Here is a 25,665-nt window from a genome sequence, read left to right on the forward strand (position 1 = left end):
TTACTGTTCTCGCCATGGCTTGAGTTTCCCTATATTTTGTTGATATATAGGATTAAAATAAGGCTTTATCTGTATTTTTCAAATTAGGGACACGCCCTAGCAGTTTAATAACAGTTACTAGCAGTAAGCCGCCGACTTAAATAAAAGAGACTTCCCATGATTACTTTAAGACAGTTAGAGTTTGCATTGGCTGTAGCCAAGCACCGCCATTTTAAAAGAGCGGCAGAAGAGTGTAATATTTCACAATCCGCTTTGAGTCTAGGAATTGCAGAGCTTGAAAAACAACTGGATACCCAGATTTTTGAGCGAAATAACAAACAAGTATTAATCACCCCCATCGGGGAAGAAATCTTAATTCGCGCCCAACGCGTTTTCTCTGAAATAAATGACTTAACCACTCGGGCTCAAAGTCATCAGACACCGCTAGCTTACCCTATGACTGTGGGGATGATCCCAACCATTGCGCCTTATTTACTCCCTAAAGTACTACCAGAATTAAAAGCTCAATACCCAAACTTTCGTATGACCGTGGTTGAGCAGCAAACTGAGCGACTGCTAGAACAAGTACGCTACGGCCACATCGACACAGCAATTATTGCTCTGCCTTATGCTGTAGAAGGGCTACATACTTTTGAATTTTGGCAAGAAGATTTCTTCGCCATTTTCCCTAACGACAATCCACTGGCAAATTTAAAAACCATCTCATCTGATCAATTGGGTAAAGCCAATCTTATGCTGCTTGGTGAAGGCCATTGTTTAACTGATCAGGCGCTAACGGTTTGTTCTTTTGACCGTGATGAGTTTAAGTCCAACTTCTCAGATGCCAGCTTGAATACTTTAATCCAAATGGCACTGGCGGGTATGGGCACCACCTTAATTCCAGAAATGGCCTTGAATCAAGTACACCGTCAAAACAATGAAGTGGCCACCATCCCTCTAACGGAACAAGGACCGCATCGTCGTATTGCCTTTGTTACCCGTTTAAATTATGCTCGCGTTGATGATGTCAATTTACTGGGTAATATTTTTAAAGCCGCCTTTGAAGCAAATAAGAAAAACAATAAATCAAACTAGTTATAATTTGCTCGACCATAAAAAAGCCCCTCTAATACGGTTAAAGGGGCTTTTTTAGTAACCAAAGTTCTTTATTAAAGTAGCGCTTAATCAACTTCACCTGACCTACCAGCCAGCCTATCATGCCAGCGTTTATAATCTGGCATTGAGCGCTTAACCTCATGCCAAAAGGCAGGACTGTGATTGGCTTGATGCAGGTGGCACAGCTCATGCACAATCACATATTCTGTACACTCAATCGGGTAAGCAGGCAGATAGACAGACAGCCAAACTCGCTTTGCACGAGTATTACAGCTCCCCCAGCGTGTTTTCATCTTCTTAATGCGCATCTCGTTCGCATAAGCACCTACGATAGGTTGCCACTTTTTAAACAGTGACGGCATGACATTATCAAGCTCATGTCGATACCAGCGCAGCCGCTCTTCCTCACTCATAATCAGACCTTGCGGCTCTCCCCACAGCTTCACTGGCATTATCGGATTCGCATCATTATTTGCTGGTGCCAACCCTTTTTCCTGATTCATTTTCTGACGCTTTAATAGCTTTGCATGCTGAGTAATGGCCCAATCGACACGTTGTGCTAGTGATCGAATAATATCAGCATCTTGCACATAGTGTGGTGCTGATACTGATAGCTGATACGGCTTGAGACGAAAATTAATATTCTTCACCCGCTTACGGGTAATTTTCAGCTCAATCTGTGCCTCATTAAACATGGACTCAATCGCCGAGTATAAGCTTGATGTCGCTTCAGTTTGCACCCTCTTATTGATCATAGCCCTCTTCATTATCCTACCTCACTATTATGATGCGAAATCTACACACTCAATGCCCTATAACGTCTTAATAGGCTTTAACAACATTCAAGTGATTGTCAAAAGCATAGGGTTGCCGAACTTAATCCACTTTAACAGAATAGGACAGGTAAGTGCCACTGCCCCTATAACAGACAAAAAATAAGCCGACACTAGGTCGGCTTATTATTCAACGCTATGTCAAATACCATAGCCCTAAACTTAAAGATTAATTATCAAGATAAGCTTAGCGCTTAATCAGTAATTATTTTAAGTTTTGTGGAGCATTCAGTTTAATTTCAACACGGCGGTTCTGCATTCTGCCTTGCTCAGTATTGTTGTTAGCAATAGGCTGGCTCTGACCATAACCTAAAGTTTGGATACGGTAGCTAGCAACACCACGGTTTTGTAAGTAGCTTGATACTGCTTGAGCACGGCGCTGTGATAGACCTTGGTTGTAAGTTGGGTTACCAACGCTGTCTGTGTGACCCATTACAGTAACTGTAGATTGGTCATACTGAGACATAGTAGACGCAAGCTTGTCTAGCGTGTTGTAGAAAGATGGATTGATGTTAGTGCTGTCGTGAGCAAAGGTAATGTTACCTGGCATGATTAGATCAATGTTACCTTTACCATCATGTTTTACCTCTACACCAGTACCGGCCATGTCTCTTTCAAGCTGTCTTTGCTGGTTTTCCATGTAAGTACCGATAGCACCACCTAGAACCGCACCAATAGCAGCGTCACGACCAGTTTTATCACCACCAGTAACTTTAGAAATACCTGCACCAGCAGCTGCGCCACCTAGTGCACCTAAAGCACCTTTATGGATAGTCTGTTGACCAGTTACAGGGTCTGTAGCACAGCCCACTAAAGCTAAAGAAGAAGCTAATGCAGCAATCATTAATTTATTATTCATGTTAAATCCTTAAATCAAATTTATTAAATGGTTATTTGCTAAATCCATCTATCTTACAGTCTACTTTTACCAATCTCAGCCTAACTTAGAATTTCATCCTAATTTAGAAATATAATCCATGACAATCCTTATATAGGATAAGTCTTCAAAGAAGCACTCAAATTGGTCTAATAATTCTATAACTATCATTATAGTAGAAAGATTCACTTAATAAAGTTAGCAAATGTTTCATAGAATATTATGCCGTTTTCTCTTCCAGAATATGTAATATTTTGTGGTTTTGGTGTATGACATCTATACATTATCTAACACGACTACCGCATAAAAGCTTTTTCTTTGTGTTATTTACCACCTGCACTTCCCTACTATTCCGCCTTTAATCTGATTTATGTTAGCAGTGGCCATTGTTATGAGGGTAAGGCTTGGTTTACAATCGTAAACTGCATTAGCCAGAAACTTAGTGCTATTTCATACAGCCATTTGCTTTGAAGCCTTTAATACCCTTGTGCTTAGCTTACAAATTTAAGCCTATATGGGGAAGCATGGTGGCTTAGCTATCGTCCATTTATGCTTTTTGAACAACCTACATGGTCCACTCTATGAAAAATAAAATAAAAAATATATATCAAAATCTACATTCTAAAGCCCCTGTCATCGGAAAAGCGGCTTCTTTTGCTACCGCAGCAGGGGTGATTGGTACTAATACTCTAACCTATGGCATGCCTTTATGGCTTCTTGGCGCTACCAAAGTCGCCACTGGATCTGATGTTGCTGACAAAAATGTCATCAGAATTGCCAAACATTGGATTAATACCAACAACCTGCTCATTGATAGTGTGTTGCCTGAGCGAGACTGGCGTATCGAGCTACCTGACGATTTGGAGGAAGACAAGCAGTATCTGTTAATTAGTAATCACTTATCTTGGGTAGATACCAGTATTGTGCAGTACATTAGCCAAGGCCGTTTACCCCTGACTCGCTTTTTTACCAAATACAATCTGATTTACATTCCCTTTATTGGCCAAGCCTTCTACTTCTTAGACTTCCCTATGATGAAGCGCCACTCCAAAGAAGAGATTGCCAAAAACCCTAGCCTAAAGGATAGAGACATTTTAGAGGCCAAGCGTGCATGTGAGCTATTGAAGGACAAACCTTTTGCTTTGCTTAACTATTTGGAAGGCACCCGTTTCACCCCCAAAAAGCGTGATGCTCAAAACTCACCTTATAAGAACTTATTAAGACCCAAAGCGGGGGGCATCTCCTTAGCCATTCAAGCATTGGGCCCTCAAATCGATGGGATTTTGGACATGACCCTGGTTTATCCTGATGGCAGTCCTTCTTATGCTGACTTATGGAAAGGTAATGTCAAACGTCTGGGAGTGCATGTCCAGCGTATTGATATTCCTCAAGAGCTGTTTACCGCTATTGAGGAAGGTGACTACAACAATGACGAGGGCATGAAGCAAACCATGTATGCTTGGTTGGATGAGATTTGGAAAAATAAAGATGAGCAGATCTCACGTATGAAAGCTGACTTTGAGAACTCGCCAAAATCTTTATAGCTTTAATCCCTTAAAATGATTTATGGTTTTTCAGTCTTGGTTTGATAAACTGTGAGTAGTTCTTACTTACAGTCGATCAAAGACTCAAAACCCTCTTAATCTAAAGGCGTAGCAGCAGCATGACAGACCCTTCTAATACCAATAGCAACGTACTTTTAGGGAATCCTGACAACAATCAGGGCCAGCCAGAGAACCCTTTAAGAAGTAAAACTGCGACAAGATTGGCATTGTGGTATGACATTGTGATGCTGCTCGTCATCGTGATTGACCTGGGCATCATTAGCCTAGACTTGCTATTAATGAGTAAGTTTATGGCTCAAGTGGCTGAGTGGCTAAACCTATCTCAGCCCTTAGCTTTTTATGTAGATGATATCCACCACCCTCTTCGTGTTATGGGTGGCTTTTTTACTATTTTTCTAATTGCAGAGTTGGCCTTTCGTTGGCTGCTGTCTATATTAAGCAAGCAGTATACCCGATGGTTTTTCTTTCCCTTCGCCCATTGGTATGAAGTGTTAGGCTGTTTTCCACAATTTCGTGCTTTGCGGTTGTTACGGGCGTTCTTTATTGGACGTAAACTGTATCAGCTTGGCTATCAAGTTTTGCCACAAAAGTGGATCAATCGCGGTAAGTTTTATTACGACGTGGTATTTGAAGAATTATCAGACCGAGTGATTTTAACGGCCACAGATAACTTGCGCCAACAGTTTGCTGATGAACAGGCCAACCAACGTTTTATTGAAGATACGTTTAATAAAAACCGTCCTCAAATCCAAGCCATGTTATCGTCTATACTCAAGCAAGAGCTTGGGCCACAGCTTAGACAGATGGCCCAAAGCCAAGCTACCCACGAGCTATCCATACAAGTTGGGGTCGCCGTTCAAGAAGCCTTAAATAATACGCCTGAGCTCAGACGTTATCTTCGACTGATTCCCATTGCAGGCGGCCTAATTGAAGGGCAATTGCATAGCATTAGTCAGAGCATCGGTGAAAATATCACGCAAACCTTATTTTCACATTTGACCCAAAGTCACATTACTGATGCAATCATTGATGAAGTCGCGCAAGCAGTGGTCAACATTGATTTACAAAACCCAGAACTAGATGCTTTGGTGAATAATATAATAGAAGATGGCCTGACAGCCTTTGAAAAACAGGTTAAAGTTCAGCAATGGAAGCATCAAGAGTACTTGCATCTGTAGCGTATTATTATAATAATCAGTGCTAACAACACCACCATAAAAATACTGACTGATTACCCCCTTATTAAACTCACAACTTATTAAAAACTTTGCTATTTTTTTGTTTAAGGATACGTTATGACAGCCCCGACAGAGGTTACTTCGTCATTAAAAATGTATGGCAAGATGCTGACCTTCACTCGCATCAAGCTTGAAACAGCTGACCTTACTGAGATTGATGCTTATTTGGCCTCTAATTTAAGTAATAAAAACAGTCAAATTCCTGTCATTATTGATAGTGATGTGGAGCAAGACCTAGACGCCTTAGTGGATCTTTTTTGGTCATGGGGACTACAACCTATTGGGGTGGTCACCGGCATCTTGGATGAAGCTGCCAAGTCCTTACGCTTGGCCATCTTCCCAGGAGATGGAAAACGTATTGAGCTGCTAAGACCAGCCAAAAAACAAACCACTTCTGCAGCTTCAACGCCTCAAGCTACCGTTAATGCCACGGCAACCACGGATAATGAGGATGGTAGTAAAACGGTCAGCCCTACCCAATCCCAGACTCCTGTTACCGAAACAGAGATACATTCTGAAGGGGCTAGCTTGAGTGAAGCTGACGCCATGACCACCTTGTTTTATGATCAAATGCTACGCTCAGGGCAGAGCATCAACCATGTGGGAGGAGATTTAGTGCTGACCGATAGTGTCAATAACGGCGCTGAAGCCATCACTGATAATAGCTTGCATGTCTATGGTCGAGCACAAGGTCGTTTAGTTGCAGGCGCAACCGGAGACAAAGATGCCCGAATTTTCTGTCAACGCTTTAACCCTTCATTGGTCTCTGTCGCAGGCACCTACTGCTTACATGACAGTATCCCTGAAGAAATGATTGATAAGCCCGTTCAAGTTAGATTTGTAGAAGGCCAAGGTTTGGTATTTGAGATTATAAAAGACAGCTAATTTTTCAATGACAGTTAGTTAGGGTATGGCTTGATTAAGTGTGGTGGTCATACCCTTATCTAAAATTAATGGATGCCTTAGTCCGCAGAAATTATTGATACGCTCTATTTGATACAGACTTCTACTACCGAACCCTACTCACCTCCTTGTCGTATTTTGCTATAAATTAGAATAATCCGACCTCTCCAGTAAGAAAATAGAAATAAAAACCTGCATTAAATTCACACACATAACCCTGCTTACCCCTTTATAATCAAGCGAATACTATGACTTCAATGTTATCTGTGATAATCTAATGGCACAAAATTTGACTTTTTTGGTAGAGTTGTGCTTTAAAAGCTTTTTTAACACAAGAAGCTGAAGATTTAACCGCGCAATGTAACCAATTTTATTTTAGTTGTGGGCAACTGATTGTCCATTTTCAGATTTATAGGAGTATGCCATAGTGGCAAAAATCGTTGTAATTACCTCAGGTAAAGGCGGTGTCGGCAAAACGACGACAAGTGCTTCTTTTGCCGCAGGCTTAGCATTACGTGGTTACAAAACAGTGGTCATCGACTTCGATGTGGGTTTACGTAACCTTGATTTGCTTATGGGCTGTGAAAACCGCATTGTTTATGATTTCGTTGATGTAATCTCAGGAAACGCTCGCTTACAGCAAGCTTTGGTTAAAGACAAGCAATTAGAGAACCTATACATTCTTCCTGCCAGTCAGACCAGAGACAAAGATGCCCTAACTAATGAAGGCGTAGCCGAAGTTATCGAAGAGTTGTCAAAGCAATTTGACTACATCATTTGTGACTCGCCAGCGGGTATTGAACGTGGTGCTCAACTTGCGATGTACCATGCCGATGAAGCCATCATCGTTACCAACCCTGAAATCTCATCCGTACGTGACTCTGACCGTATTATTGGTGTGCTACAAAGCCGTACGAAGAAGGTAGAGGAAGGTACAGGTACTGTCCGCGAGCACTTGGTTATTAACCGTTATAACCCAGAACGCGCTGCGGCTAAAGAGATGATGGACATCGATACCATTTCTAACGACATCTTGAAAGTTCCCTTACTTGGGGTTGTTCCAGAAAGTAATAGTGTCCTTGAGGCTTCTAACCACGGTGAACCTGTTATTCACTATCAAGACTCAGTAGCAGGTCAGTGTTACGATGATATCGTTGCACGCTTCTTAGGTGAAGAAAGACCGTTACGTCATATTGATGTTAAGAAGAAAAGTTTCTTACAACGCTGGTTTGGGGGTTAAGTATGTCTAGAAAAAAAGGATTTTGGAGCAGTCTGTTTGGCACAGAGACAAAAACCTCTGGTAGCGCCAACACAGCCACTGAGCGACTTAAGGTTATCGTTGCTAGTGAAAACCGTTTAAACTCTCGTCTTACCGCTGACCGCATTGAGAAAATGAAGCGTGAAATTCTTGAAGTGGTAAACAAGTATGTTAACGGTGTACAAATTAATGATGTAAACATCAACCACCGTCATGAAGACGATCTGGACGTGTTAGAGATGAACATCAACTTGCCTGATGCTAAGTAAATCCTAGCACAGTCTTAAGTTAATAAAAAAATCGCCAACGGGCGATTTTTTTATGCTTGCTAGACAATTATTTGATGCGCGACATGATATTGTCTTTTTTGATAAATTGATGCTGTAACGCCCCTAAGATATGTATCGCCGTAAACACCAAAATCGCAGGCCAAATCACATCGGTATGTAGGTTGTTAAAAAATCTTGCCTGACCACGATCCGTAGCCAATATGCTAGGCAGATTAAACAGACCAAACATATCAATACTTCTACCTCCATACCAAGTCATTAAGATGCCAGACAGCGGCATAGCAAATAGCAGGACATAAAGCAGTAAATGCGTCAAATGTGAAACCATACGTTGCCACTTAGCCACAGGTAAGTCTGCAGGGGTTGGACTAATCACTCTACTGATAACCCTAGCAATCATCCAAAACAACAAGCTCACCCCAAAGGCCCGGTGTAAATCTAAATAGGTCTCCCCCGCTGAGGAGCCTTCATGTAGGGTAATCATGCCCCAAACCACAATAAGCAGCAGCACGCTGCCCCAATGAAAAATCTTTACTGCCGAAGACCATTTGTTAGGTTTTACTGCTGTTACGGTATTAGCGCGACGATTATTTGGTGCAATAGACATAAATTACCTATCCACTTTAAATTAATAAAAATAAAATAATAGCTCATTATCATAGCAACGGGTCATTACTTTGTGTAAATATTTACTTTTTAATCAACACTAACCTTCTACTAGTGTCTCTTTGCTAACTGAGTTGATAACCTCTGTAAGTCAGGCACGACATAAGTTTTCTCACCTATAGTCACATGCTGATAGCTATAATTTTGCCGGCCACTGGCTGTAGCTAGAGAGCTGGTTTCAATGTCTTTTATATCCGTCATTTTAATTTGTTGTTGCCGTAATGAACCTTGAATAAGCAGCGCTATACGCTGATCATCCTGACTGCCCTCTAGCACTACTAGGCTCTCTGGCTTAGCACCTTCTGCTAATAACCTGAATACAGGGAGGGTATGACCCTGCCACTCACAGTGCTTTAAAATCATATCACAGGCCCTGATCCCAATAACCAACTCTGTGGGCACTACCCAATCAGAGGATTCAGCTGTGGGAATAAAGGTGACAGACAAACCGTTTTGATTAAATATTAGCTGTTCACGGGTATTGGGCTGCTGTAAAGGGGTATGGGTCACAATGTCTCCGTAGAATCTGTCATAAGATACTGCAAATGTTTGGCTAGCTGTGCTACTGAAGCCTGCACTGGTTCTCGATTAAGTTCACTAACACTCGTAGAGCTACCCTCTTTGTGTTGCCAAAGCTTACTGCCTTGACTGGCAAGATAGTCAATAAAATCTGATTGATATAAAGCACTTGAGTCTGCAAACTCAATACAAATCAACTGATCAGCCAAGGCCAAACTGAAATTTTGTACTATCTGCATGATATAAGACTGACTTTGAGTCAAGTTGGACTCACTTCCCACTATCAGTCGGCCTGTAGAGTCGCAAACCACGTCAAGCTCAGGCGGTATAATATAACACTGACCTGCCTGCATATTTAACGACAAATCAACCACTTGGCAACGCCACTCATTATTTGCGGTAAGTGCTTTAGGTAAGCTGTGTAGATAACTATTTAGCTCATTTTTTGGCGGAAAGATTAAAACTATGGCAATGGGCAAGCTGCTTGGTAAGCTATTTAGAAAGTCTCTGCCAGCAGCCATGTCATTCAGACTACTTACCACCAGCACAACCACTTTCTGCCAAGGCTGATACCTTTTGGCAGCCACACTCGTGGTTTGTACCAAAGAGGAAGGTAACCCTAGTAGGCTAACCAGCTTACGCTTTAATTTACGCTGCCACTTAGCATATAAATTTATCTCACTACCCCTTGGTGCAGGTTCAAAGCCAACCAACACCTGAGGCTTGGTCAGTTCAGAGGTCGGCAGCCTAGACTCTGACTCACTGAGTGGCTGCAACGGACTGTCTAAGACGGTGTACAGCTGCTCATTATAATCACTATCTACTAGCCACAACTGTGCAGGTAATAAAAGATGACTCGGCTCAAGCTGCTCTGGAGACATACAGGCCAATACTGTCATTCCCCACTGGGTCAAAGTATGTTGAAAAGCTTGGCGTTGTTGCACTTTTGCTGCTATCACCACCACCCTAATTTTTGCTAAGTCAATGCTGCTATCACTCATGGTACAAGGCCTCACTTAGGCTTAATTAAGGCTTGAATAGAAGCAATCAAAGCAGACTCTTGGAAGGGTTTGCCCATATAATCATTGACCCCTATTTGCCGGGCTTTCTCACGGTGCTTCTCACCCGTTCTTGAGGTAATCATAATAATAGGCAGAGTCATAATCTCTGGGTTATGACGCACATGACTTGCCACCTCAAAGCCATCCATACGTGGCATTTCGATATCCAATAACATGAGGTCAGGGCGTAAGGTTTGTAATATCTCTATTGCTTCTACCCCGTCTCTAGCCACATGGGTGTCATAGCCTTGGCGCTGTAATAAGCGGGAGGTTACCTTGCGGACGGTCACTGAGTCATCGACTATCAGAATCTGTGGCTTAGATTGCGCTTTAGGTATATTAGACTGAGTCCCTGTCGACTTCATAGCCTTAGCGCCCTCATTAACTCTTGGTTTTAAGATAGAAGTCTCTCGAATGTCAGCTTCACGCATCAGCGCTAAAGTATCCAAAATCAACATTACTGACCCTTCAGCAGTAATGGTTGCTGCCGATAGCCCAGGAATAGAGGACAACAAGTCACCAAGCGGCTTCACTACTACTTCTGTACGTGAGCCAATGATTTCATCGACCTGTACGGCTAGATTCTGACCGGCTTGGTTCTTCAATAACAAGACCGGCCAGTTTCCTCTCCTGCTTAAAGTTTGTGGCTGGGGCACTTCACTCTGTAACAGTTGATTGAGATGTCTGAGTCGATAGTTATCCGCTGCTATTTTGAATACCGCGTCGCTGCTGCGTTTTGATTTCGCCCCAACTGTTTTTGCCTGTTGAGGATAATAAAAGTTTAACAACTGCTGGGCAGGCACTCGCTCAACCCGTTCAATTTGTAGTAAGGGTATTGCAAATATTTGGCTACCAGAACGTACTACCAGTGCCTCAGCCACCGCAAGTGTCAGGGGTAGCCTTAATACAAACTCACTGCCTCGACCCGATTCAGAATATACGGTAACACTACCCCCTAAGCGGCGGACCTCGTTTAATACCACATCCATACCCACACCTCGACCCGAGATCTGAGTCAAACTGCTGGCGGTAGAAAGACCTGCATGAAAAATATACTGCATGACTTCTAAATCAGTAATCGAGGTGTCATTGGCGTCAATTAGGCCTCGACTAATGGCTTTATGCCTTACTGAATCTACATCAATACCACGACCATCGTCTTTGAAGCGAATGACAATTTCACTGCCTTCTCGCTTTATTTCGATGATAATCTGACCTTCACTCGGCTTACCCACCCTATCACGTTGCTCAGGGAGTTCGATACCATGATCTACCGAGTTTCGAAGCATGTGTTCAAGGGGAGCCGTCAGCCGCTCTAGTACGGTTCTATCAATCTCATCATGCTCAGTTGTTACCTCCAACTTAACCGGCTTACCCAGTTCGTTGGCGGTCTGACGCACTGTCCGCTGTAATCGTGGTAAAAGGCGAGAGAAAGAAACCATTCTTGATGTCATTAGCCCTTCATGCAGCTGTGTCTGCGATTGTGACAGCTGAAATAGCAGGCTCTCTGTACCTTGGGTTTTGTTGTATAAACTGGATTTGAGCTCCAGTAAATCTGAAGCAGACTCCGACAAGGATTTAGACAGCTGATTTAGAGCAGAGTACTGATCCATCTCTAAAGGGTCAAAGCTTTGGTCTTGCTGTAAATATCTGTCCTCAATTTGAGATCGAACCTGTGCCTCAAGCTCGATATCCATCTGACGTAACTGCTCAGCCAGACGCTGTACGGTTCTCTCCATCTCATCTAGGGTCTGGCCCACGCCACTCATGCTCAATTCAATACGAGAGCGACTAATGGCAGCCTCGCCTGACAGATCAATCATTTCTTCCATCAGCCTTGAAGGTACACGGATTAGCTCTTGAGAGGCTGACTGCGGCTCATCCTGTGTCTCCTCTCCTAACCAAGGCGGCATCTCGCTGATATCCCGCAATCCCAAGCGTGCCTCACGCCAGCTTTGATACTGCTCAATGGCCTGCACATAATCTCGCAAAGAAGCGTCCATTACTGGCAATGCCTGATCTGAATCCAAACGCCCCTCAACCATGGCCTTTAACTGCTTAACGATAGCCGGCGCTTTGGGCGGATTAACACTGTGCTGTAGCAAGTACAGGGCTTTTTGCAGCCAGTCATGAGCACTGTGTAACGGGCCAAGTGCTAGAGACAATAACCACTCAACCTCAGCATCCATTTTCTCAATTTTCAGATAAACTTTTTGCAGCGCCTCTATAACCTCTGAAGCTGCGGTGGCATGTACCATATTTACGCCACCTTGTAGTAAGTGCAGCTCATGCTGCAGCTGCTCAGCTAGAGACCGCAACTCGTCAACAGGTAGTTCATTAGAGCTTTCATTAAAGCCTACTTTGTCCTTAGACTCAGCCTCTTCGACGGCATCACTCTGATTCTGCTGGCTAGCTAGGGCCTTGAACTCAGATACTTGGGCCACTAACTTTTCAAAATTGACTTCAAGGCTAGGCAGTAACTCAGCAGCTTCCTCCAAGAATACAGCCAGAATTTCAGGATCAGGCTCTTCTTTATCCCAAGACTCTGACTTTATGGCTTCAAAATCAAGCTCAATGCTATCTCTATCTTCTATAACTTCAGACTCTGTCACAGATTCAGGCAATTCTACTGCTTGAGTAGTGATGCCTGATGAAGGACTGTCTGGGAAGAGACTCTCTGTAGAGGAGCTTGCTTTGGAAAGGGTATCTTGCGAAGGGAGGTCACTCTGCAGCTTATCCTCTGCAACGTCTACTTTAGCAACAGCTGCCTCAGTGGCATCCACTGTGTCACTGGCCCCCTCACTGGCATCGCTAACGATTTTAGAATAAGCCTCCGTGGTATTATCTTTAGCCAAAGATTTACTTTGGGCCAATAAACGAAGCTGCTGCACCATTTCTGGAGCAGAAAAAGATGTATTGTGACGGGCCAGATGCTCAATTTGATCGGATATAACATCTTGCACCGACTGCATGACTTCCACCCAATCTTCAGTAGGAATAATTTGTTGGTCAACAAAATGGTCATAAAGCGTCTCAGCTTCATGACTAAGCTCCGCAATGGCTTCAATGCTGGCCATACGAGCACCACCTTTAAGGGTATGCAAATGGCGCTGCAAGACTTTAACGGGTGTTAAATCATCGGGAGCTTGTCGCCACAATAAGAGTTGTTGTTGGCTCTCTTCACTCAACTCTTGGGCTTCTTCAACGAATATGGCTAATAGCTCTTGATCTGCTTCGTTCTCTACTTCTGACTCTTTTAATTGATTTTTAAGCGTATTTGCTTTTGCAGCTAAGCGATACAGCCCTTGTACTGCCTCAGGATTTAGCTGTAAAGCCATCTTGCCAGCAAGCGAATCAAACAAACCAGTTAACTGTTCGTGCCCTGCAATTAAAGCCTCAATACTATTGGGTTCCTGCACCAAGCGTGGGAACTGACACACAGCTTGGTAAGCTTGCTGTAGGGCCATTAACAACTCATTGAAAATAGCAGAGCTGGTCACCTTACTCGCCAAAAGCTGACTTTGACTTTGCAACTGATTGGCATAATCAATAATCTGTGTCTCTTGATGAGCAGACAAGTCTTCGGCACTATCAAATACCTTGCGTAGCTCCCACTCGGCATCTAATAGCTCATCAATGCCTTCTATCAGCTCAGCCACCGTATACTCAACATCCCTATCGCCGTCTTGTTCGGCAGCCTCTTCTGCTACGCTGTGCTCTGCTGATGCTACGATGAACTCAGACTTTTGATTTAGACTCTCGTCCAGTTCTCGCTCAAGCTCTTCTATTTCTAGCTGTGTTTGTGCTGACACACTGCCTTGTTCTTCTTGCTGTAGGTAATACTTAAGCAGCTGTACTGCCTGAGCGATAACCTGTAAATGCTGAACGGTTATCGTCTCGCCTTTTTGTTGCAGCTTTTGTAACCCACTCTCAATCTTGGCACTAATTGCACTTATCTGATGCGAAGACTGACTGCTAGCCGCTCCTGTTAAAGTATGAAAAGCTCGGACTAACTCATCCTTAACCAATCCCTTATGCTTGACAGAAGCCGCTTGCGACATGGCTTCAATAGACTCAATCAGCTCTTTAACTTCTGAGATGAAAAGCTGTTTTAACTCTTCTGCGTCTTGTTCGGCCGTAGACTGGACAGTTTCTACTGGCTCTGGCTGTGCTAATTTGGCGTAATCAAAGTCTGGATGTTTATTGTTGGCATAAAGGGTAGCGGCGGCCATCCAGACTTTCACGGTTTCAGGATAATCTGTTTGATATTGATAACAGTCAATGAGGGCAGAAAACTCGTTAATAACTTCTGATAATAACTGCCACATTCCAAAGGTGGGAGCAATACTGTTGTCCAGTACCCGATTGAGCATATTCTCAATGGCCCAAGCCAACTCAGCCAGACTGTAAGCGCCGACCATACGACCTGAACCCTTTAAAGTATGAAACCCTCTTCGGATAGTGGTGAGAGCTTCTGGACTATCTTCCAACGAGGTCATCTGTGAAAACTGAGCTCTGATCTCTTGTAAGACTTCCTGAGCCTCTTCGATATAGATGGCTTTTATTTCTGCCTCATACTCATCACCCTCACCTTCAGCATCGGCAGGTAAATCAACCTCGGCCAATGCTGAATCTAATAGCGACTGTGTGGACTGTAAGTTATTTGGGCTAGAAGCCTCAACTTCCTCCTCAGAACTAAGCTCAGCTAAAGTTTGATCAGCCTCAGGATTATCAACGCTTAGATCAGCTGTTGTCCTCTCTTCTTTATTTGATACAAAGCGGCGATTTAAGCTGATAACCACACTGTCTTGATCCTCTGCCGATGATGCACTGCTGCCAGTGTATTCAGAGGGTATTATTTTTGGCGTACGGCTCATTATAAGTCCTTCAGGGAAGCACCGCCCTGCTCTAACTTAAAGCCAGACACTGACTTTTGTAATGAAGCCGCCATCTCATTGAGCTGACCTACTGAATCAGCAGTGGTTCGAGTCGCTGCCGTTGTGGTTGAGGTAATTTGTTGAATAACTTCCATGTTTTGTGAGATTTGACCAGCAGACGAGGCCTGTAATTGTGCCTCATTGGAGATCTGCTGAATAAGATCAGCCAGACTACTCGATACCGTTTGCACCTCTTTAAGCGCCTCACCGGCATCAGTCGCCAGCTTCGCCCCTTGCACCACTTCTGTGGTGGTTGACTCCATGGACATCACCGCCTCATTGGTATCCGCCTGAATAGTTTTTACCAGACCTTCAATCTGCTTAGTGGCATTGGCAGAACGTTCAGCCAAACGCTGTACTTCATCAGCAACTACCGCAAAGCCGCGCCCAGCCTCACCTGCCATAGAAGCTTGAATGGCCGCATTAAGAGCTAGAACGTTGGTTTGGTCAGCAATGTCATTAATTAAGCCAACGATATCCCCAATTTCTTGTGAAGACTCGCCTAAGCGTTTGATGCGTTTTGAGGTTTCTTGGATTTGTTCACGAATGGTGCTCATACCATCAATCGAGCGCTGTACTACCTGTGCCCCATTATGAGCAATGGCCACAGATCGGTCAGCTACTGAAGCCGACTGAGTGGCACTGGTAGAAACCTGCTTAATAGAGTTCACCATGTCAGCAATGGCAGCAGATACACTAGCAATTTTTTGAGCTTGTTGCTCTGAAGCAGCCGCAAGCTCAGTCGCTGTCAACTGAGTTTGCTGCGAGGACTGTGTCACACTCGCTGCGGTATCATTAATGGCTTGCACCAAATGTCGCAACTGCTCAATAGCAAAGTTTACCGAGTCCGCAATGGCACCAGTAATGTCTTCTGTGACCGTGGCATTAACCGTTAGATCCCCTTCTGCGACATATTCAAGCTCATCCAGTAAACGCAAAATAGCGGCCTGGTTTTTCTCGTTTTCATCTTGAGCACTACGAGCCCGTTGAAACTGGGCATCCATCTCATCACGCTGACGCAAAGTTTCTTTTTCGATAAGCAGTCGCTGGGTCTGGCTATTGGCGTGGTACAGACGATAGATGGCGTATAAGCTGCCTAACAAGCTTAATAAAAATAGCAATGCTGGCAGAATAATATTACTGCGCGATAATAAATGACGATCAATAGGCTGTAGCTGACTTTGAGTTTCAGCAACAAATGTGCCTACTTTATCTGCGCTTTGTTGTAACTCTGGGTCCACAAACAGACCCTCACTGTCATTTTCACTATCTTTTGCAAAGTCATGATCGATAATGGACTGTACTTCTGGCTTTATCTGTTGCCAGCGCTGATCGATAGTTTTGTACAGATTAGAGTCATCGAAACTTTGATTCTGAACTTGATCTAAAGCAGACTGATACTCAGTCATTTCAGCAGTCAACTGCTTCTGAGCGACCGTTCTTTTTTCATCCTCTGTGGTGAAGACAGCTTCGTTAACGTGGCGGGCTAAATGACTTGAGGAGACTTCCAACTGATTAACAGCCGATACATAGCTTGAGACTTTATTGGCATTAACCATCAAATAGATTAAGCTAATTAACGCCACTAGCCCCAAAGCCAGTAACAAATAAACCCACTTTTTTTGATTATCACCTTGGTTTGAAAGTCCTTTTTTATTTGGAGAAACGGAGGGCGTGTTGGCAGGCATTTGAGCTGCATCTTTCATTCGGGCTGTCCTTAAAGTAAGTCTGATTCATGCATTATCCAGCGCATGATTTAGCTATGTGTAACGCTTAATGTTTTAATATTAAATAAGATGGATTATCTATTTCTATGGCTACTGAGCTGCCTGTAAAAACCGAGGGTCTTGAATTAACAAACTGGGCATAAATACGGGCCAAGACTGTTCACCTTCCTCAAAGTGACCATGATTATAGGGCAAAAACGGGGAGTTAGCAGCCAAGCTCTTCGGCAAGTATTGATGGGCAAAAAAATTCTTGATGTGTCCCACCCTATCTACCAATAGCCCCACCTGTAAGCTTTGATGTTTAATGACCAGTAGCTTACTTTTGGGCCCAGTATTTTTTTGATTAACAAACTTTGCAAGATCCGCTATGGGTAGAATTTGACCCCGTATATTAGCAATACCTAATAGCCAAGGCTTAGATAAGGGCACAGTAGTTAAGCTATCAGGGACCGATAGGATTTCTACCACCTCCCCAATCGGTGCCACAAATGTCTCTCCGGCTACTTCAAAAGCGATACCTTGCCACTGCTCAGCCGGCTTAGGTTGGCGCTCTGCTTTTCGTGATTTTGCCAGGCGCTCTAAGCGCAGCAACTCAATAAATCCTTTTAACGCCACGTTGGCTATCCTGTTGTTTAGTTATTCATTAGTTGGTTAGTAAGCTTATGGGTTTAGGAGGTAATGACAGATTGAATGGTTTGTAGCAGCTGCTGCTCATTCACCGGCTTAGTTAAGTAAGCCTGCGCCCCTTGTCGTTTGCCCCAGACTCGATCGGTTTCTTGGTTTTTGGTGCTAATCATTATCACCGGTATCTGGCTGGTACTTTCGTGACGGCTGATTTTACGAGTGGCCTGAAACCCATTCATCTCCGGCATCACAATATCCATCAAAATAACATCAGGCAGATGACTCATCGCCATCTCAACCCCTTGCTCACCGTTAGTAGCCTCTATTACTTCAAAATTATTCTTACTTAGTAAATCACGAAAACGGGCCATTTCAGAATGAGAATCTTCGACTATCAAAACCTTATACATAGCTTACCTCTTTAATTGCTTGGTGGCCTTAGACTACGATTTTTTGTAATGCTGGCGAATGGCCTCATATAGCTCATCCTTACTAAAAGGCTTGGTCAGATATTCATCTGCTCCAACGATACGACCTCGGGCTTTGTCAAACAAACCATCTTTTGAGGACAGCATAATAATCGGGGTATCGGCAAAGTCCTTATTGTTTTTAACAATAGCACAAGTTTGATAGCCGTCTAAACGGGGCATCATCACATCAATGAAAATCAGTTCAGGCTTATGATCTGCAATCTTAGCCAAGGCTTCAAAACCATCTACTGCTGTGACCACTTCACAGCCCACACGTTGTAATAGCATCTCTGCGGTACGGCGGATGGTCTTTGAGTCATCGATTACCATCACCTTTAAACCTTCAAAACTAATGTCCATTTTGGTTACCCTTTTTTATATGTAATAAGCACTTTTTAGTAACGCCCTAGCCTGAAATAGTTCAGACTAAATCCCTAAGCTCTTTGAATTCATAACACTCTAAATACTGTAAGCCATTAGTTATACAATTCCTTAAGCATTTTTGCACAGTATGCAAACACAACTAGCAAAACACCTAAAGAGTTTCAACACACGGACAGTCATTGCCGCTTAATTTTAATGATAAACTGTTTATTGCTATAACGAGACCCTAGATATTTGTATTATAAATATGTCTGATGCCTTTTTTAGCATAATTTACTAAGGTTTACTACCGTTACCTATATTTGACTGCCCCCTAAGTTTATTAGTACTAAGGGTAATAGGTTGAATACTTATATTTTACGGCCTATTTATGCTATTCAATTTCGGTCTTCAATTTTGAAAACAGAGAGTAGATTAAATCAAGAGCACTACTGACTGTGTAACAATAGAGATTAAAAGTAACAAACTGTGTATTGTTAAGATAGGCAGTGGCTAGCGAATATAGTTATAATACGACTTAAAGTAGTCATGCATACTCAGTAAAAATAACGACCCAGTAAAATAACAATCAAATTACTGGCTAACAACAAACAACGACTGACCCACTAAATAAATGCTGAGTTAACCCAATACAGATACAAACCATTTATTAAACAAATTATTGAATAATTTAAGGATTATTATGAGCAAACAAATACTAATAATTGAAGATGATCCAGATTTAGCAGAACTGATTAGCGATTATTTAACGATGAACTATTATGAAGTTCATCATGCTCCTACTGGCCAAGAAGGCTTAGATATCTTAGACGCCAAAGAGCGTGCTATTGACTTGATTATCTTAGACTTAATGCTTCCTGATATGGATGGTATGCAAGTTTGTCAGAAGATTCGTGGCAGCAAAAATAGCCAAACCAATAAAGTGCCTATTGTGATGTTAACCGCTAAAGGGGACACCACAGATCGAGTATTAGGTTTAGAGATGGGTGCTGACGACTATATCGCCAAGCCCTTTGAGCCTCGTGAGCTGTTGGCACGTATCCGTGCTGTCTTGCGCCGTCATGAGCAGCCAAACCAAGCCGACAGTCAGTCAGACAGCTTAACTTTTGGTCGTCTAAGTGTCTTCCCAGATAGTCACGAAGTGACCATTGATGATAAGCCTGTGCGTTTAACCACGCACCAGTTTCAGCTGCTACACTACTTTGCCACTCATGCTGGTAAAGTATTAAACCGTGAGCAGTTATGGCAAGCTATGCCCAATGATGACAGCTCAGATAACATTGATCGTGCTATTGATGTGCATATCTCTCGTCTAAGAGCTTTAATCGAAGACAACCCTCGCCAGCCAAAACGCATTATTACGGTTCGTGGTGTGGGTTATCAATTTGCCACTGACCAAGTATAGTTAAAAACTTACTGCTTTAACCCCTTAGCGATTCAATTTTATAATCAGGTTGAATCGCTATCTTATTTTTAGCAGACCCAGTTTATATTAGACATTTCTATGACTCGTCGCCCTCGATTTGGTATGACCTCCGTCTTTAGTAAGCTTTTTACCAGTGTGGTACTCACTCTGGTATTGTTTGCTGCCGGTATGGTTACCCTTATGAACCTCGTGCACAACAACTCAGCCGATGCCCGCTGGGAGGTGCTTGCGAAGCAAATTGTTAGCCAAATCGACCCTTTTGTGGACGAGCTAGATAACGCCACTACCATGAACGAGCTTTTACAAGCTCGATTTATGCTGGCCGTTGTCAAAAGAAGTTTTGATGTTTTTGATGAGTCGCTACAAGCGAAGATGGGACTTTATGACCGCAATGGCAACTTGCTGATTCAAACCGATGACAGTGATTTACCAAAGCAGCTTCCTGATGATCCCTCCTTTATCTCGCGTATGTTGCCGGCGTTTTTTTCTTCAGATCAGGTCAACGTCCAAGCGATGAGTGATCGTGGCTATACTTTATTGTATGAGCCAAGAAACCCACCAAAACGCTCGGAGTTGTGGGCGGTATTAAATATCTTTACGGGTACCATTGCCCTTATTACCCTTATGTCATTCGTTCTGTGGTGGATTGCCCACTCGATGACTTGGCGTATCGACCAGATGAGCAAGCAGATGGCTCAGCTAGGGGAAGGTGACTTTAGTGTCCGCGTGCCTGCCAAAGGGACGGATGAGATTGCCAGCTTGGCTAGAGGCTTCAACCAAGCTGCGCAGAAGATTGAGCAGCTCATTGATGCCAACAACTTACTGCTAGCCCATGCCTCGCATGAACTTCGCACTCCGATTACCCGAATTCGTCTACAGATTGAGATGATGGAGATGCTGGCCAATGAAATGTCAGAGGAAACTCAGGCTAAATTTCATAAACGAGCTCAAGCGGTCAATCGTGATTTAACCGGCCTCAATGACTTGGTAGAAAGCATCTTGTTGGTGAGTCGCTTGGATGCGGGCCATGCGGCACAAAGTAATGAGCGTTTTGATTTTTATGAGCTTATTAGCCAAGAGTGTCAGCACTATCCTGAAGCCTCATTGTATGGCCGCCCCTTAGTGATTGAAGGTCAGCCCAAGCTACTGATTCACCTGATACGAAATTTATTAAACAATGCTTTGATTCATGGCGAGCCGCCGATTGAAGTACATCTTTATGGTGTGGTCGAACAAGAAGAGGCGCTTTATCCGCCTAAGCAGCTATTAGATCAAATTGCGTTGGCCAAATCAGAAGGCGATACTTCAGAGGGTCAGTCTTTAACCTTAGAAAATGGCTCAACTGATATTGAGCAAGATAACCTGACTGACACTTTAGCTGAGACTGAACTGACCCCTGATAGTCATGGCGAGCATGATGAGTCTGCTAACTTGGAGACTGTAGGTCCAAAAGCTGCGGAGCAGTCAGCCCAATCTGAAGCACAGGAATCCTCTAAAAACCAAGACAAAACCAACAATAAAGCAAAAGCTGACTCTTCAAAACTTAATGATATGGGCTTCGCTAAGCGCTTACGTCGCCCTAAAGCTGAGCCCATTATTGAGCCTAATTTTGCAGTATTGGCCGTCATTGACCAGGGTAAAGGGATTCCTTTGGACAAACGTGATGAGATTTTCAGTCCTTTTGTCCGCTTGCAACAGCAAAGAAAAGGCTCGGGACTGGGATTGTCTTTGGTGGCTCAAATTGTTGAAGCTCACAATGGCCGTATTCGCACCGATACTTACAACGGCCGGACCCGCTTTATTGTGTTACTTCCGGTCAATGACAGTGTTACGGTAGAAAAACCCAGCTTTTCGTAAGCCTCATTTGTCATAAGCAAGCCAAGTCACTGATAGACTAAAGCGGTAGCCCTGCCCTAACCAAAGAACAACTGCTTGGCCAGTCTAAAGGTATTGCAGTGAGCTTCTACCACATCTTCAATATCCTCAGAATACCCACCCCCCATTACAACCGAGATGGGGATATTATTATCTCTAGCTTGGCGTAATACAAAGTCATCGCGTTGTTTACAGCCTTCAGGAGTTAAAGCCAGCTTACCAAGCTTATCAGTTGCTAATACATCCACTGCGGACTGATAAAAAATCAAATCCGGTTTATGCTCAGCAATGAGATTTGGCAGGGTCTGCTTTAACTGGGTCAGATAGGTCTCGTCATCGGTGTCATTGGCCAGTTCAATATCTAAATCTGAAGGGGGTTTTCGAAAAGGATAATTCTTCTCTCCGTGCATGCTAAACACAAACACTCTTGGCTCATTGGCCATAATACTGGCGTTACCATTGCCTTGATGCACATCCAAATCCACTACTAATATTCGTTCCGCTTCGCCGCGAGATAGTAGTAAATTACTGGCAATACATACGTCATTAAAAACACAAAAACCTTCGCCATGGTCAGCAAAAGAGTGATGCGTCCCACCGGCCACATTCAAAGACACCCCATATTGCTTGGCATACAAAGCACACTCATAAGTGGCGTGGGCAATATATCTGCCACGCTCTACCAATTCAGGAGTCATCTCAAATCCTATCGCTCTTGCCTCTTTACGCGATAAAGTTTGAGTCTTTAGTTTTTGCCAATATTCAGGGGTATGAGTGGTAAGAATTTCTTCTTCAGTCAATTTGTCAGGAGCAAAGAAGTTGTCTTCGCTCAAAATCCCTTCCTCTATCAAGCGCTCAGGTATTAACCTATATTTTTGCATAGGGAAACGATGCTTCTCTGGCACTTGGTAAAGAAAGATGGGAGAAAATGCAACTTTTAACATATTACCTTTAACTTATCTCTGATGTGTCTCTAAAACTAGGGCACCGTTAGGGTTAGTCTTAATTGTAGCGACCTGCTACTGTGGCACCCGAGTTGCTAAAAAGAAAGTCTTATCCATCTGCGCTTTGCTCAGCTCTTCGAGTAAAGTGTCTAACTCGAAGTCCTTAGGATCACTGGTAATGAGATCGCTAAATAAGGGAGCAAACGAGGCTGTCATGGCCATCACCCCTTTTAACAGATAGCTGATCACCGTGGGTGGCACAAACCCGCCGCTGGCATTGATGATAGACTCCAGATCTAGAGAGTTTTTAAATCTTATCTCACCATCGCGAATATCAATCTCAACACAGCCTAGCATCATGTCATAGTTAAGCTGAGTGGCCAGCGTCATTCCTGCCTGTAAATGAGATTCAGGCAAGTGAAAAGGGAGTACCCCATAGAAAGAAACCAGCTGAGTGTGTTCATGGACACGAATCACGCAGCCCCACTCTACCTCACCTTTTTCTATCGCTGCGTGAGCATCGGCCGACTGCTCAGCCTCAGTACGAGCTGTATCGCTGTTGCTGCCTTCTTGATAATAACGCATCGCCATTGAAATATGATGCACGTTTCTTTTACTGATACTGCCTTGATACTTTTGAGTTTGATTACCGGAGGGTACGTCAGCAGGATCTTGGTCAGGGTCATTAAATTCACTTTCGGTGGCCGGCTCATGATAATAATAACTAAGGTCGCTGGCTTCTAAGAAGTCTAAGATACTATCGGTTATCGGGTTTTCTGAGTTTTGTATCGCAGCGGTGCGCTGTTTCATATTGTCCGCTTCATCTAAATTAGACAAACTGATAAATTTCACTGAAGCTTCCTCAGGCGCTCCTTCTGCATAATCTTCTTCTGTGTCACGAGTGGTCGACTGATAACTTTCTGTCGATAATTTAAAATTATCACTATTTCCGGAGTCATGCTTGTGGCTCTTATTATAGTTATAAGCCTCATGCTTGGGTCGTGTATGCTGAGACTGTTGAGATTGGGACATCTCCTCTTTAGCAGTATCAGATCGGGCGTCAGAGGAAGGCTCACTACTTGCAGCAGCTTCCTTACCAGATTTTACTACTGGTCTGTTGTCAGACTGAGCGGTATCGGCCCTGTCCTTGATGCTACTTTCTTCAGCAGTTAATAGGTATTTTAATCGTTGCCAAAAAGACGGTTTTTTTTGTGAGCTCATAATAGGGACAATACGTTAGTTGTGGGCTGAGGTTTGATATACTATGTTATATTAAAATATTAACTATATATGACGGCGGGCTGCACTTATTGCAATAGCATTAAGACAAATGCTGAACCAAGAGACAAATTGATAACAACTGACTCATACTACCCTTTATAAATTAGGTCATCATGCACTCCAATAACTCCACTAGTTCTCAGTCCTCACACTCTACTCCTGCCATACTGTCCCTGCAAGACATTACCATTCAGCGGGGAGATTTTCCCTTATGCGAAGGGGTAACACTCACCTTATCAAGTGGTGAGATTTGCCATCTTGTGGGCGCTAACGGTACCGGAAAAACCACGCTGCTAATGCAGTTGGCAGGACTGTTGCCCTTACTTGAAGGGGAGGTTTTTTATCAAGGTCAGTCTACTTTACCCATCGCTCCTTTATATGTGTCACATCAATTGGGCATTCACCCCAACCTTACGGTAAGACAAAACCTAACTTTTTTATTAAATCTTTATGGCATCAAACCTTCTGCTGAACAAATTGAAACGGCTTTGGACTGGGTAGATTTATCGGGCTTTGAAAATATGGGCAGTAATCAGCTTTCTGCAGGTCAAACCCGCCGAGTCACTTTGGCCAGACTCTATTTAATGAGCGTTCAGCAAACCCCACTATGGCTTCTAGATGAGCCTCTTACTGCGCTTGATGTCAACATGGTGGCGCGATTACAACAACGACTACAAGAATTCGTTAATAGTGGCGGTGCGGTACTGATGACCAGTCACCAAACCGTAGAGGTGGCCAATAAGTCATTAAACCTATCTGATTATTTGCCAACCTATTCGCAAGAAGGGGATTTCGATTATCTAGAGGATTATGATGACTCACAATTTGAGAATAAGGGAGTACGGTAATGAGCAAATCTACTCCTAAGTCGTCACCTAATCATACCTCCTCTCTTGGCATAGCCACTAAAGAGCTTTGGCAACGGGAGTGGCAGGTCAAACAGCAAGGTGCAGTTCAGTGGTTATACCCGTTGGTATTATTTTTGGTGATTATCACCCTATTCCCACTGGCTGTAGGCAGTGAGCCTCAGCTATTACATCGCTTAGGCGTTCCAGCCGTGTGGATTGCCGCCTTATTATCTCTGGTTATGGGGGTTGACGGACTGTTTAAACCTGCCATGGACAACGGTACTTTGGCCCAGCTGGTGGTCTCAAGAACCTCGCTGCCTCTTTGGGTGCTGATTCGTCTTACCATTCACTGGATATTTAGCAGTGGCTTGGTGGCTTTAATGAGCTTGTTAGCCGTCCCTTTATTTGGCTTATCCTGGGGAGAAGCGGGCGCGCTTTTGGCTTCCATTATACTCGGCAGCCCAATGTTATTAATGCTATCAGCGATTTCCAGCAGCTTGACTTTATCTCTAAAAAATGGGGCAGTATTAGTCCCCTTAATTGCATTACCGATTCAGTTACCCGTTCTGATATTTGCCACAGGTGCAGTAGACTTGTATGCTACTGGTCTTAATGGATTGCCGATATTGGCACTTTTGGCCGCTGGCAGTATTATTTCGGTCCTGGTCATGCCTTGGGTCATCGCCATGACTCTAAAAATGGCTTGGCTTAACTGAGGCCAATATTTGTTATAATAGCCTCAGTTATTACCTACTATTGGTTATAAAATATTTTTACTGCTACTTTCTGTTATTTATTAAGCGGCTGTTAGGATTAGGTACTAACCCTATCAGGCTCAGCCAAA

Annotated in this window: 21 protein-coding genes and 1 pseudogene; 10 read left to right on the forward strand and 12 right to left on the reverse strand. The window is 43.4% G+C overall.

Annotated elements, in window-relative coordinates; translation table 11 throughout:
• The first annotated feature begins 156 nt into the window (after window positions 1–156).
• Complete coding sequence (locus A1232T_RS02095; protein ID WP_077447822.1) at window positions 157–1,074, forward strand: hydrogen peroxide-inducible genes activator; 918 nt, start codon at window positions 157–159, stop codon at window positions 1,072–1,074.
• Window positions 1,075–1,160: 86 nt separating this feature from the next.
• Here the strand turns inward: A1232T_RS02095 and A1232T_RS02100 are convergent, their stop codons facing one another.
• Complete coding sequence (locus A1232T_RS02100) at window positions 1,161–1,850, reverse strand: YgjP-like metallopeptidase domain-containing protein (protein WP_077447823.1); 690 nt, start codon at window positions 1,848–1,850, stop codon at window positions 1,161–1,163.
• Window positions 1,851–2,133: 283 nt separating this feature from the next.
• Window positions 2,134–2,787, reverse strand: a complete 654-nt coding sequence (locus A1232T_RS02105; protein WP_077447824.1) for a YiaD family glycine zipper/OmpA-like lipoprotein — start codon at window positions 2,785–2,787, stop codon at window positions 2,134–2,136.
• 599 nt (window positions 2,788–3,386) lie between these two features.
• Here A1232T_RS02105 and A1232T_RS02110 point away from each other — a divergent pair.
• From A1232T_RS02110 to minE, 5 genes are all read left to right on the forward strand, one after another.
• Entirely contained in the window at window positions 3,387–4,349 is a 963-nt protein-coding gene (locus A1232T_RS02110; protein WP_077447825.1) for an acyltransferase, read from the forward strand.
• A gap of 119 nt (window positions 4,350–4,468) precedes the next feature.
• Window positions 4,469–5,548 carry a hypothetical protein gene (locus A1232T_RS02115; protein ID WP_077447826.1) on the forward strand — a complete coding sequence of 360 codons (1,080 nt, stop codon included), beginning with the start codon at window positions 4,469–4,471 and terminating at the stop codon, window positions 5,546–5,548.
• Window positions 5,549–5,665: 117 nt separating this feature from the next.
• Window positions 5,666–6,493 (forward strand): septum site-determining protein MinC, encoded by an 828-nt coding sequence (minC, locus tag A1232T_RS02120; protein ID WP_077447827.1) that lies wholly within the window; start codon window positions 5,666–5,668, stop codon window positions 6,491–6,493.
• A gap of 445 nt (window positions 6,494–6,938) precedes the next feature.
• Window positions 6,939–7,751, forward strand: a complete 813-nt coding sequence (minD, locus tag A1232T_RS02125) for a septum site-determining protein MinD (protein WP_077447828.1) — start codon at window positions 6,939–6,941, stop codon at window positions 7,749–7,751.
• Window positions 7,752–7,753: 2 nt separating this feature from the next.
• Window positions 7,754–8,038 (forward strand): cell division topological specificity factor MinE, encoded by a 285-nt coding sequence (minE, locus tag A1232T_RS02130; protein WP_077447829.1) that lies wholly within the window; start codon window positions 7,754–7,756, stop codon window positions 8,036–8,038.
• Between the two features lie 67 nt (window positions 8,039–8,105).
• On the opposite strand, the gene A1232T_RS02135 is transcribed toward minE, so the two are convergent.
• The 8 genes and pseudogenes from A1232T_RS02135 to pilG all read right to left on the reverse strand — a co-directional run bounded on the left by A1232T_RS02135 (window position 8,106) and on the right by pilG (window position 18,423).
• Window positions 8,106–8,666: a cytochrome b gene (locus A1232T_RS02135; protein WP_077447830.1), complete on the reverse strand. Its 561-nt coding sequence runs from the start codon at window positions 8,664–8,666 to the stop codon at window positions 8,106–8,108.
• Window positions 8,667–8,776: 110 nt separating this feature from the next.
• Window positions 8,777–9,235, reverse strand: coding sequence for a hypothetical protein (locus A1232T_RS02140; RefSeq protein ID WP_077447831.1), 459 nt, complete (start codon window positions 9,233–9,235; stop codon window positions 8,777–8,779).
• Window positions 9,232–10,245 carry a hypothetical protein gene (locus A1232T_RS02145; protein WP_077447832.1) on the reverse strand — a complete coding sequence of 338 codons (1,014 nt, stop codon included), beginning with the start codon at window positions 10,243–10,245 and terminating at the stop codon, window positions 9,232–9,234. Before A1232T_RS02145 ends, A1232T_RS02140 begins: the two co-directional genes overlap by 4 nt.
• Window positions 10,246–10,256: 11 nt before the next feature.
• Entirely contained in the window at window positions 10,257–15,182 is a 4,926-nt protein-coding gene (locus A1232T_RS02150; protein WP_077447833.1) for an Hpt domain-containing protein, read from the reverse strand.
• Window positions 15,182–16,231: pseudogene (locus tag A1232T_RS14325) on the reverse strand (methyl-accepting chemotaxis protein); the annotation flags it as partial. The gene A1232T_RS02150 and the pseudogene A1232T_RS14325, both read right to left, overlap by 1 nt.
• An 828-nt stretch (window positions 16,232–17,059) precedes the next feature.
• The gene (locus A1232T_RS02160) at window positions 17,060–17,584 is read right to left on the reverse strand and encodes a chemotaxis protein CheW (protein WP_077447835.1); all 525 of its coding nucleotides are present in this window, start codon (window positions 17,582–17,584) and stop codon (window positions 17,060–17,062) included.
• A gap of 53 nt (window positions 17,585–17,637) precedes the next feature.
• Window positions 17,638–18,003, reverse strand: a complete 366-nt coding sequence (locus A1232T_RS02165) for a response regulator (protein ID WP_077447836.1) — start codon at window positions 18,001–18,003, stop codon at window positions 17,638–17,640.
• A gap of 33 nt (window positions 18,004–18,036) precedes the next feature.
• Window positions 18,037–18,423 carry a twitching motility response regulator PilG gene (gene pilG / locus A1232T_RS02170; RefSeq protein ID WP_077447837.1) on the reverse strand — a complete coding sequence of 129 codons (387 nt, stop codon included), beginning with the start codon at window positions 18,421–18,423 and terminating at the stop codon, window positions 18,037–18,039.
• 706 nt (window positions 18,424–19,129) lie between these two features.
• Between pilG and A1232T_RS02175 the strand changes: the two genes are divergently transcribed.
• Both A1232T_RS02175 and A1232T_RS02180 read left to right on the forward strand, forming a co-directional pair.
• Window positions 19,130–19,852: a response regulator transcription factor gene (locus tag A1232T_RS02175; RefSeq protein WP_077447838.1), complete on the forward strand. Its 723-nt coding sequence runs from the start codon at window positions 19,130–19,132 to the stop codon at window positions 19,850–19,852.
• A gap of 99 nt (window positions 19,853–19,951) precedes the next feature.
• On the forward strand, window positions 19,952–21,730 hold the full coding sequence (locus A1232T_RS02180) for a sensor histidine kinase (protein ID WP_077447839.1): 1,779 nt from the start codon (window positions 19,952–19,954) through the stop codon (window positions 21,728–21,730).
• Between the two features lie 56 nt (window positions 21,731–21,786).
• On the opposite strand, the gene A1232T_RS02185 is transcribed toward A1232T_RS02180, so the two are convergent.
• Window positions 21,787–22,692 (reverse strand): histone deacetylase family protein, encoded by a 906-nt coding sequence (locus A1232T_RS02185; RefSeq protein ID WP_077447840.1) that lies wholly within the window; start codon window positions 22,690–22,692, stop codon window positions 21,787–21,789.
• A 75-nt stretch (window positions 22,693–22,767) separates the two neighbouring features.
• Window positions 22,768–23,913, reverse strand: a complete 1,146-nt coding sequence (locus tag A1232T_RS02190) for a type III secretion system chaperone family protein (protein ID WP_077447841.1) — start codon at window positions 23,911–23,913, stop codon at window positions 22,768–22,770.
• A gap of 173 nt (window positions 23,914–24,086) precedes the next feature.
• Between A1232T_RS02190 and ccmA the strand changes: the two genes are divergently transcribed.
• Together ccmA and A1232T_RS02200 are read left to right on the forward strand one after the other, a co-directional pair.
• Window positions 24,087–24,821, forward strand: a complete 735-nt coding sequence (gene ccmA, locus A1232T_RS02195; protein ID WP_077447842.1) for a heme ABC exporter ATP-binding protein CcmA — start codon at window positions 24,087–24,089, stop codon at window positions 24,819–24,821.
• Window positions 24,821–25,537, forward strand: a complete 717-nt coding sequence (locus A1232T_RS02200) for a heme exporter protein CcmB (RefSeq protein ID WP_077447843.1) — start codon at window positions 24,821–24,823, stop codon at window positions 25,535–25,537. Before ccmA ends, A1232T_RS02200 begins: the two co-directional genes overlap by 1 nt.
• Window positions 25,538–25,665: the final 128 nt, after the last annotated feature.

The sequence above is a fragment of the Psychrobacter pasteurii genome (assembly GCF_900162815.1).
GTDB lineage: Bacteria > Pseudomonadota > Gammaproteobacteria > Pseudomonadales > Moraxellaceae > Psychrobacter > Psychrobacter pasteurii.

Coding starts and splice junctions, on each gene's coding strand:
- A1232T_RS02095 (WP_077447822.1), top strand. CDS start 157: ATGATTACTTTAAGACAGTTAGAGTTTGCATTGGCTGTAGCCAAGCAC.
- A1232T_RS02100 (WP_077447823.1), bottom strand. CDS start 1,850: ATGATCAATAAGAGGGTGCAAACTGAAGCGACATCAAGCTTATACTCG.
- A1232T_RS02105 (WP_077447824.1), bottom strand. CDS start 2,787: ATGAATAATAAATTAATGATTGCTGCATTAGCTTCTTCTTTAGCTTTA.
- A1232T_RS02110 (WP_077447825.1), top strand. CDS start 3,387: ATGAAAAATAAAATAAAAAATATATATCAAAATCTACATTCTAAAGCC.
- A1232T_RS02115 (WP_077447826.1), top strand. CDS start 4,469: ATGACAGACCCTTCTAATACCAATAGCAACGTACTTTTAGGGAATCCT.
- minC (WP_077447827.1), top strand. CDS start 5,666: ATGACAGCCCCGACAGAGGTTACTTCGTCATTAAAAATGTATGGCAAG.
- minE (WP_077447829.1), top strand. CDS start 7,754: ATGTCTAGAAAAAAAGGATTTTGGAGCAGTCTGTTTGGCACAGAGACA.
- A1232T_RS02135 (WP_077447830.1), bottom strand. CDS start 8,666: ATGTCTATTGCACCAAATAATCGTCGCGCTAATACCGTAACAGCAGTA.
- A1232T_RS02145 (WP_077447832.1), bottom strand. CDS start 10,245: ATGAGTGATAGCAGCATTGACTTAGCAAAAATTAGGGTGGTGGTGATA.
- A1232T_RS02150 (WP_077447833.1), bottom strand. CDS start 15,182: ATGAGCCGTACGCCAAAAATAATACCCTCTGAATACACTGGCAGCAGT.
- A1232T_RS02165 (WP_077447836.1), bottom strand. CDS start 18,003: ATGTATAAGGTTTTGATAGTCGAAGATTCTCATTCTGAAATGGCCCGT.
- pilG (WP_077447837.1), bottom strand. CDS start 18,423: ATGGACATTAGTTTTGAAGGTTTAAAGGTGATGGTAATCGATGACTCA.
- A1232T_RS02175 (WP_077447838.1), top strand. CDS start 19,130: ATGAGCAAACAAATACTAATAATTGAAGATGATCCAGATTTAGCAGAA.
- A1232T_RS02180 (WP_077447839.1), top strand. CDS start 19,952: ATGACTCGTCGCCCTCGATTTGGTATGACCTCCGTCTTTAGTAAGCTT.
- A1232T_RS02185 (WP_077447840.1), bottom strand. CDS start 22,692: ATGTTAAAAGTTGCATTTTCTCCCATCTTTCTTTACCAAGTGCCAGAG.
- A1232T_RS02190 (WP_077447841.1), bottom strand. CDS start 23,913: ATGAGCTCACAAAAAAAACCGTCTTTTTGGCAACGATTAAAATACCTA.
- ccmA (WP_077447842.1), top strand. CDS start 24,087: ATGCACTCCAATAACTCCACTAGTTCTCAGTCCTCACACTCTACTCCT.
- A1232T_RS02200 (WP_077447843.1), top strand. CDS start 24,821: ATGAGCAAATCTACTCCTAAGTCGTCACCTAATCATACCTCCTCTCTT.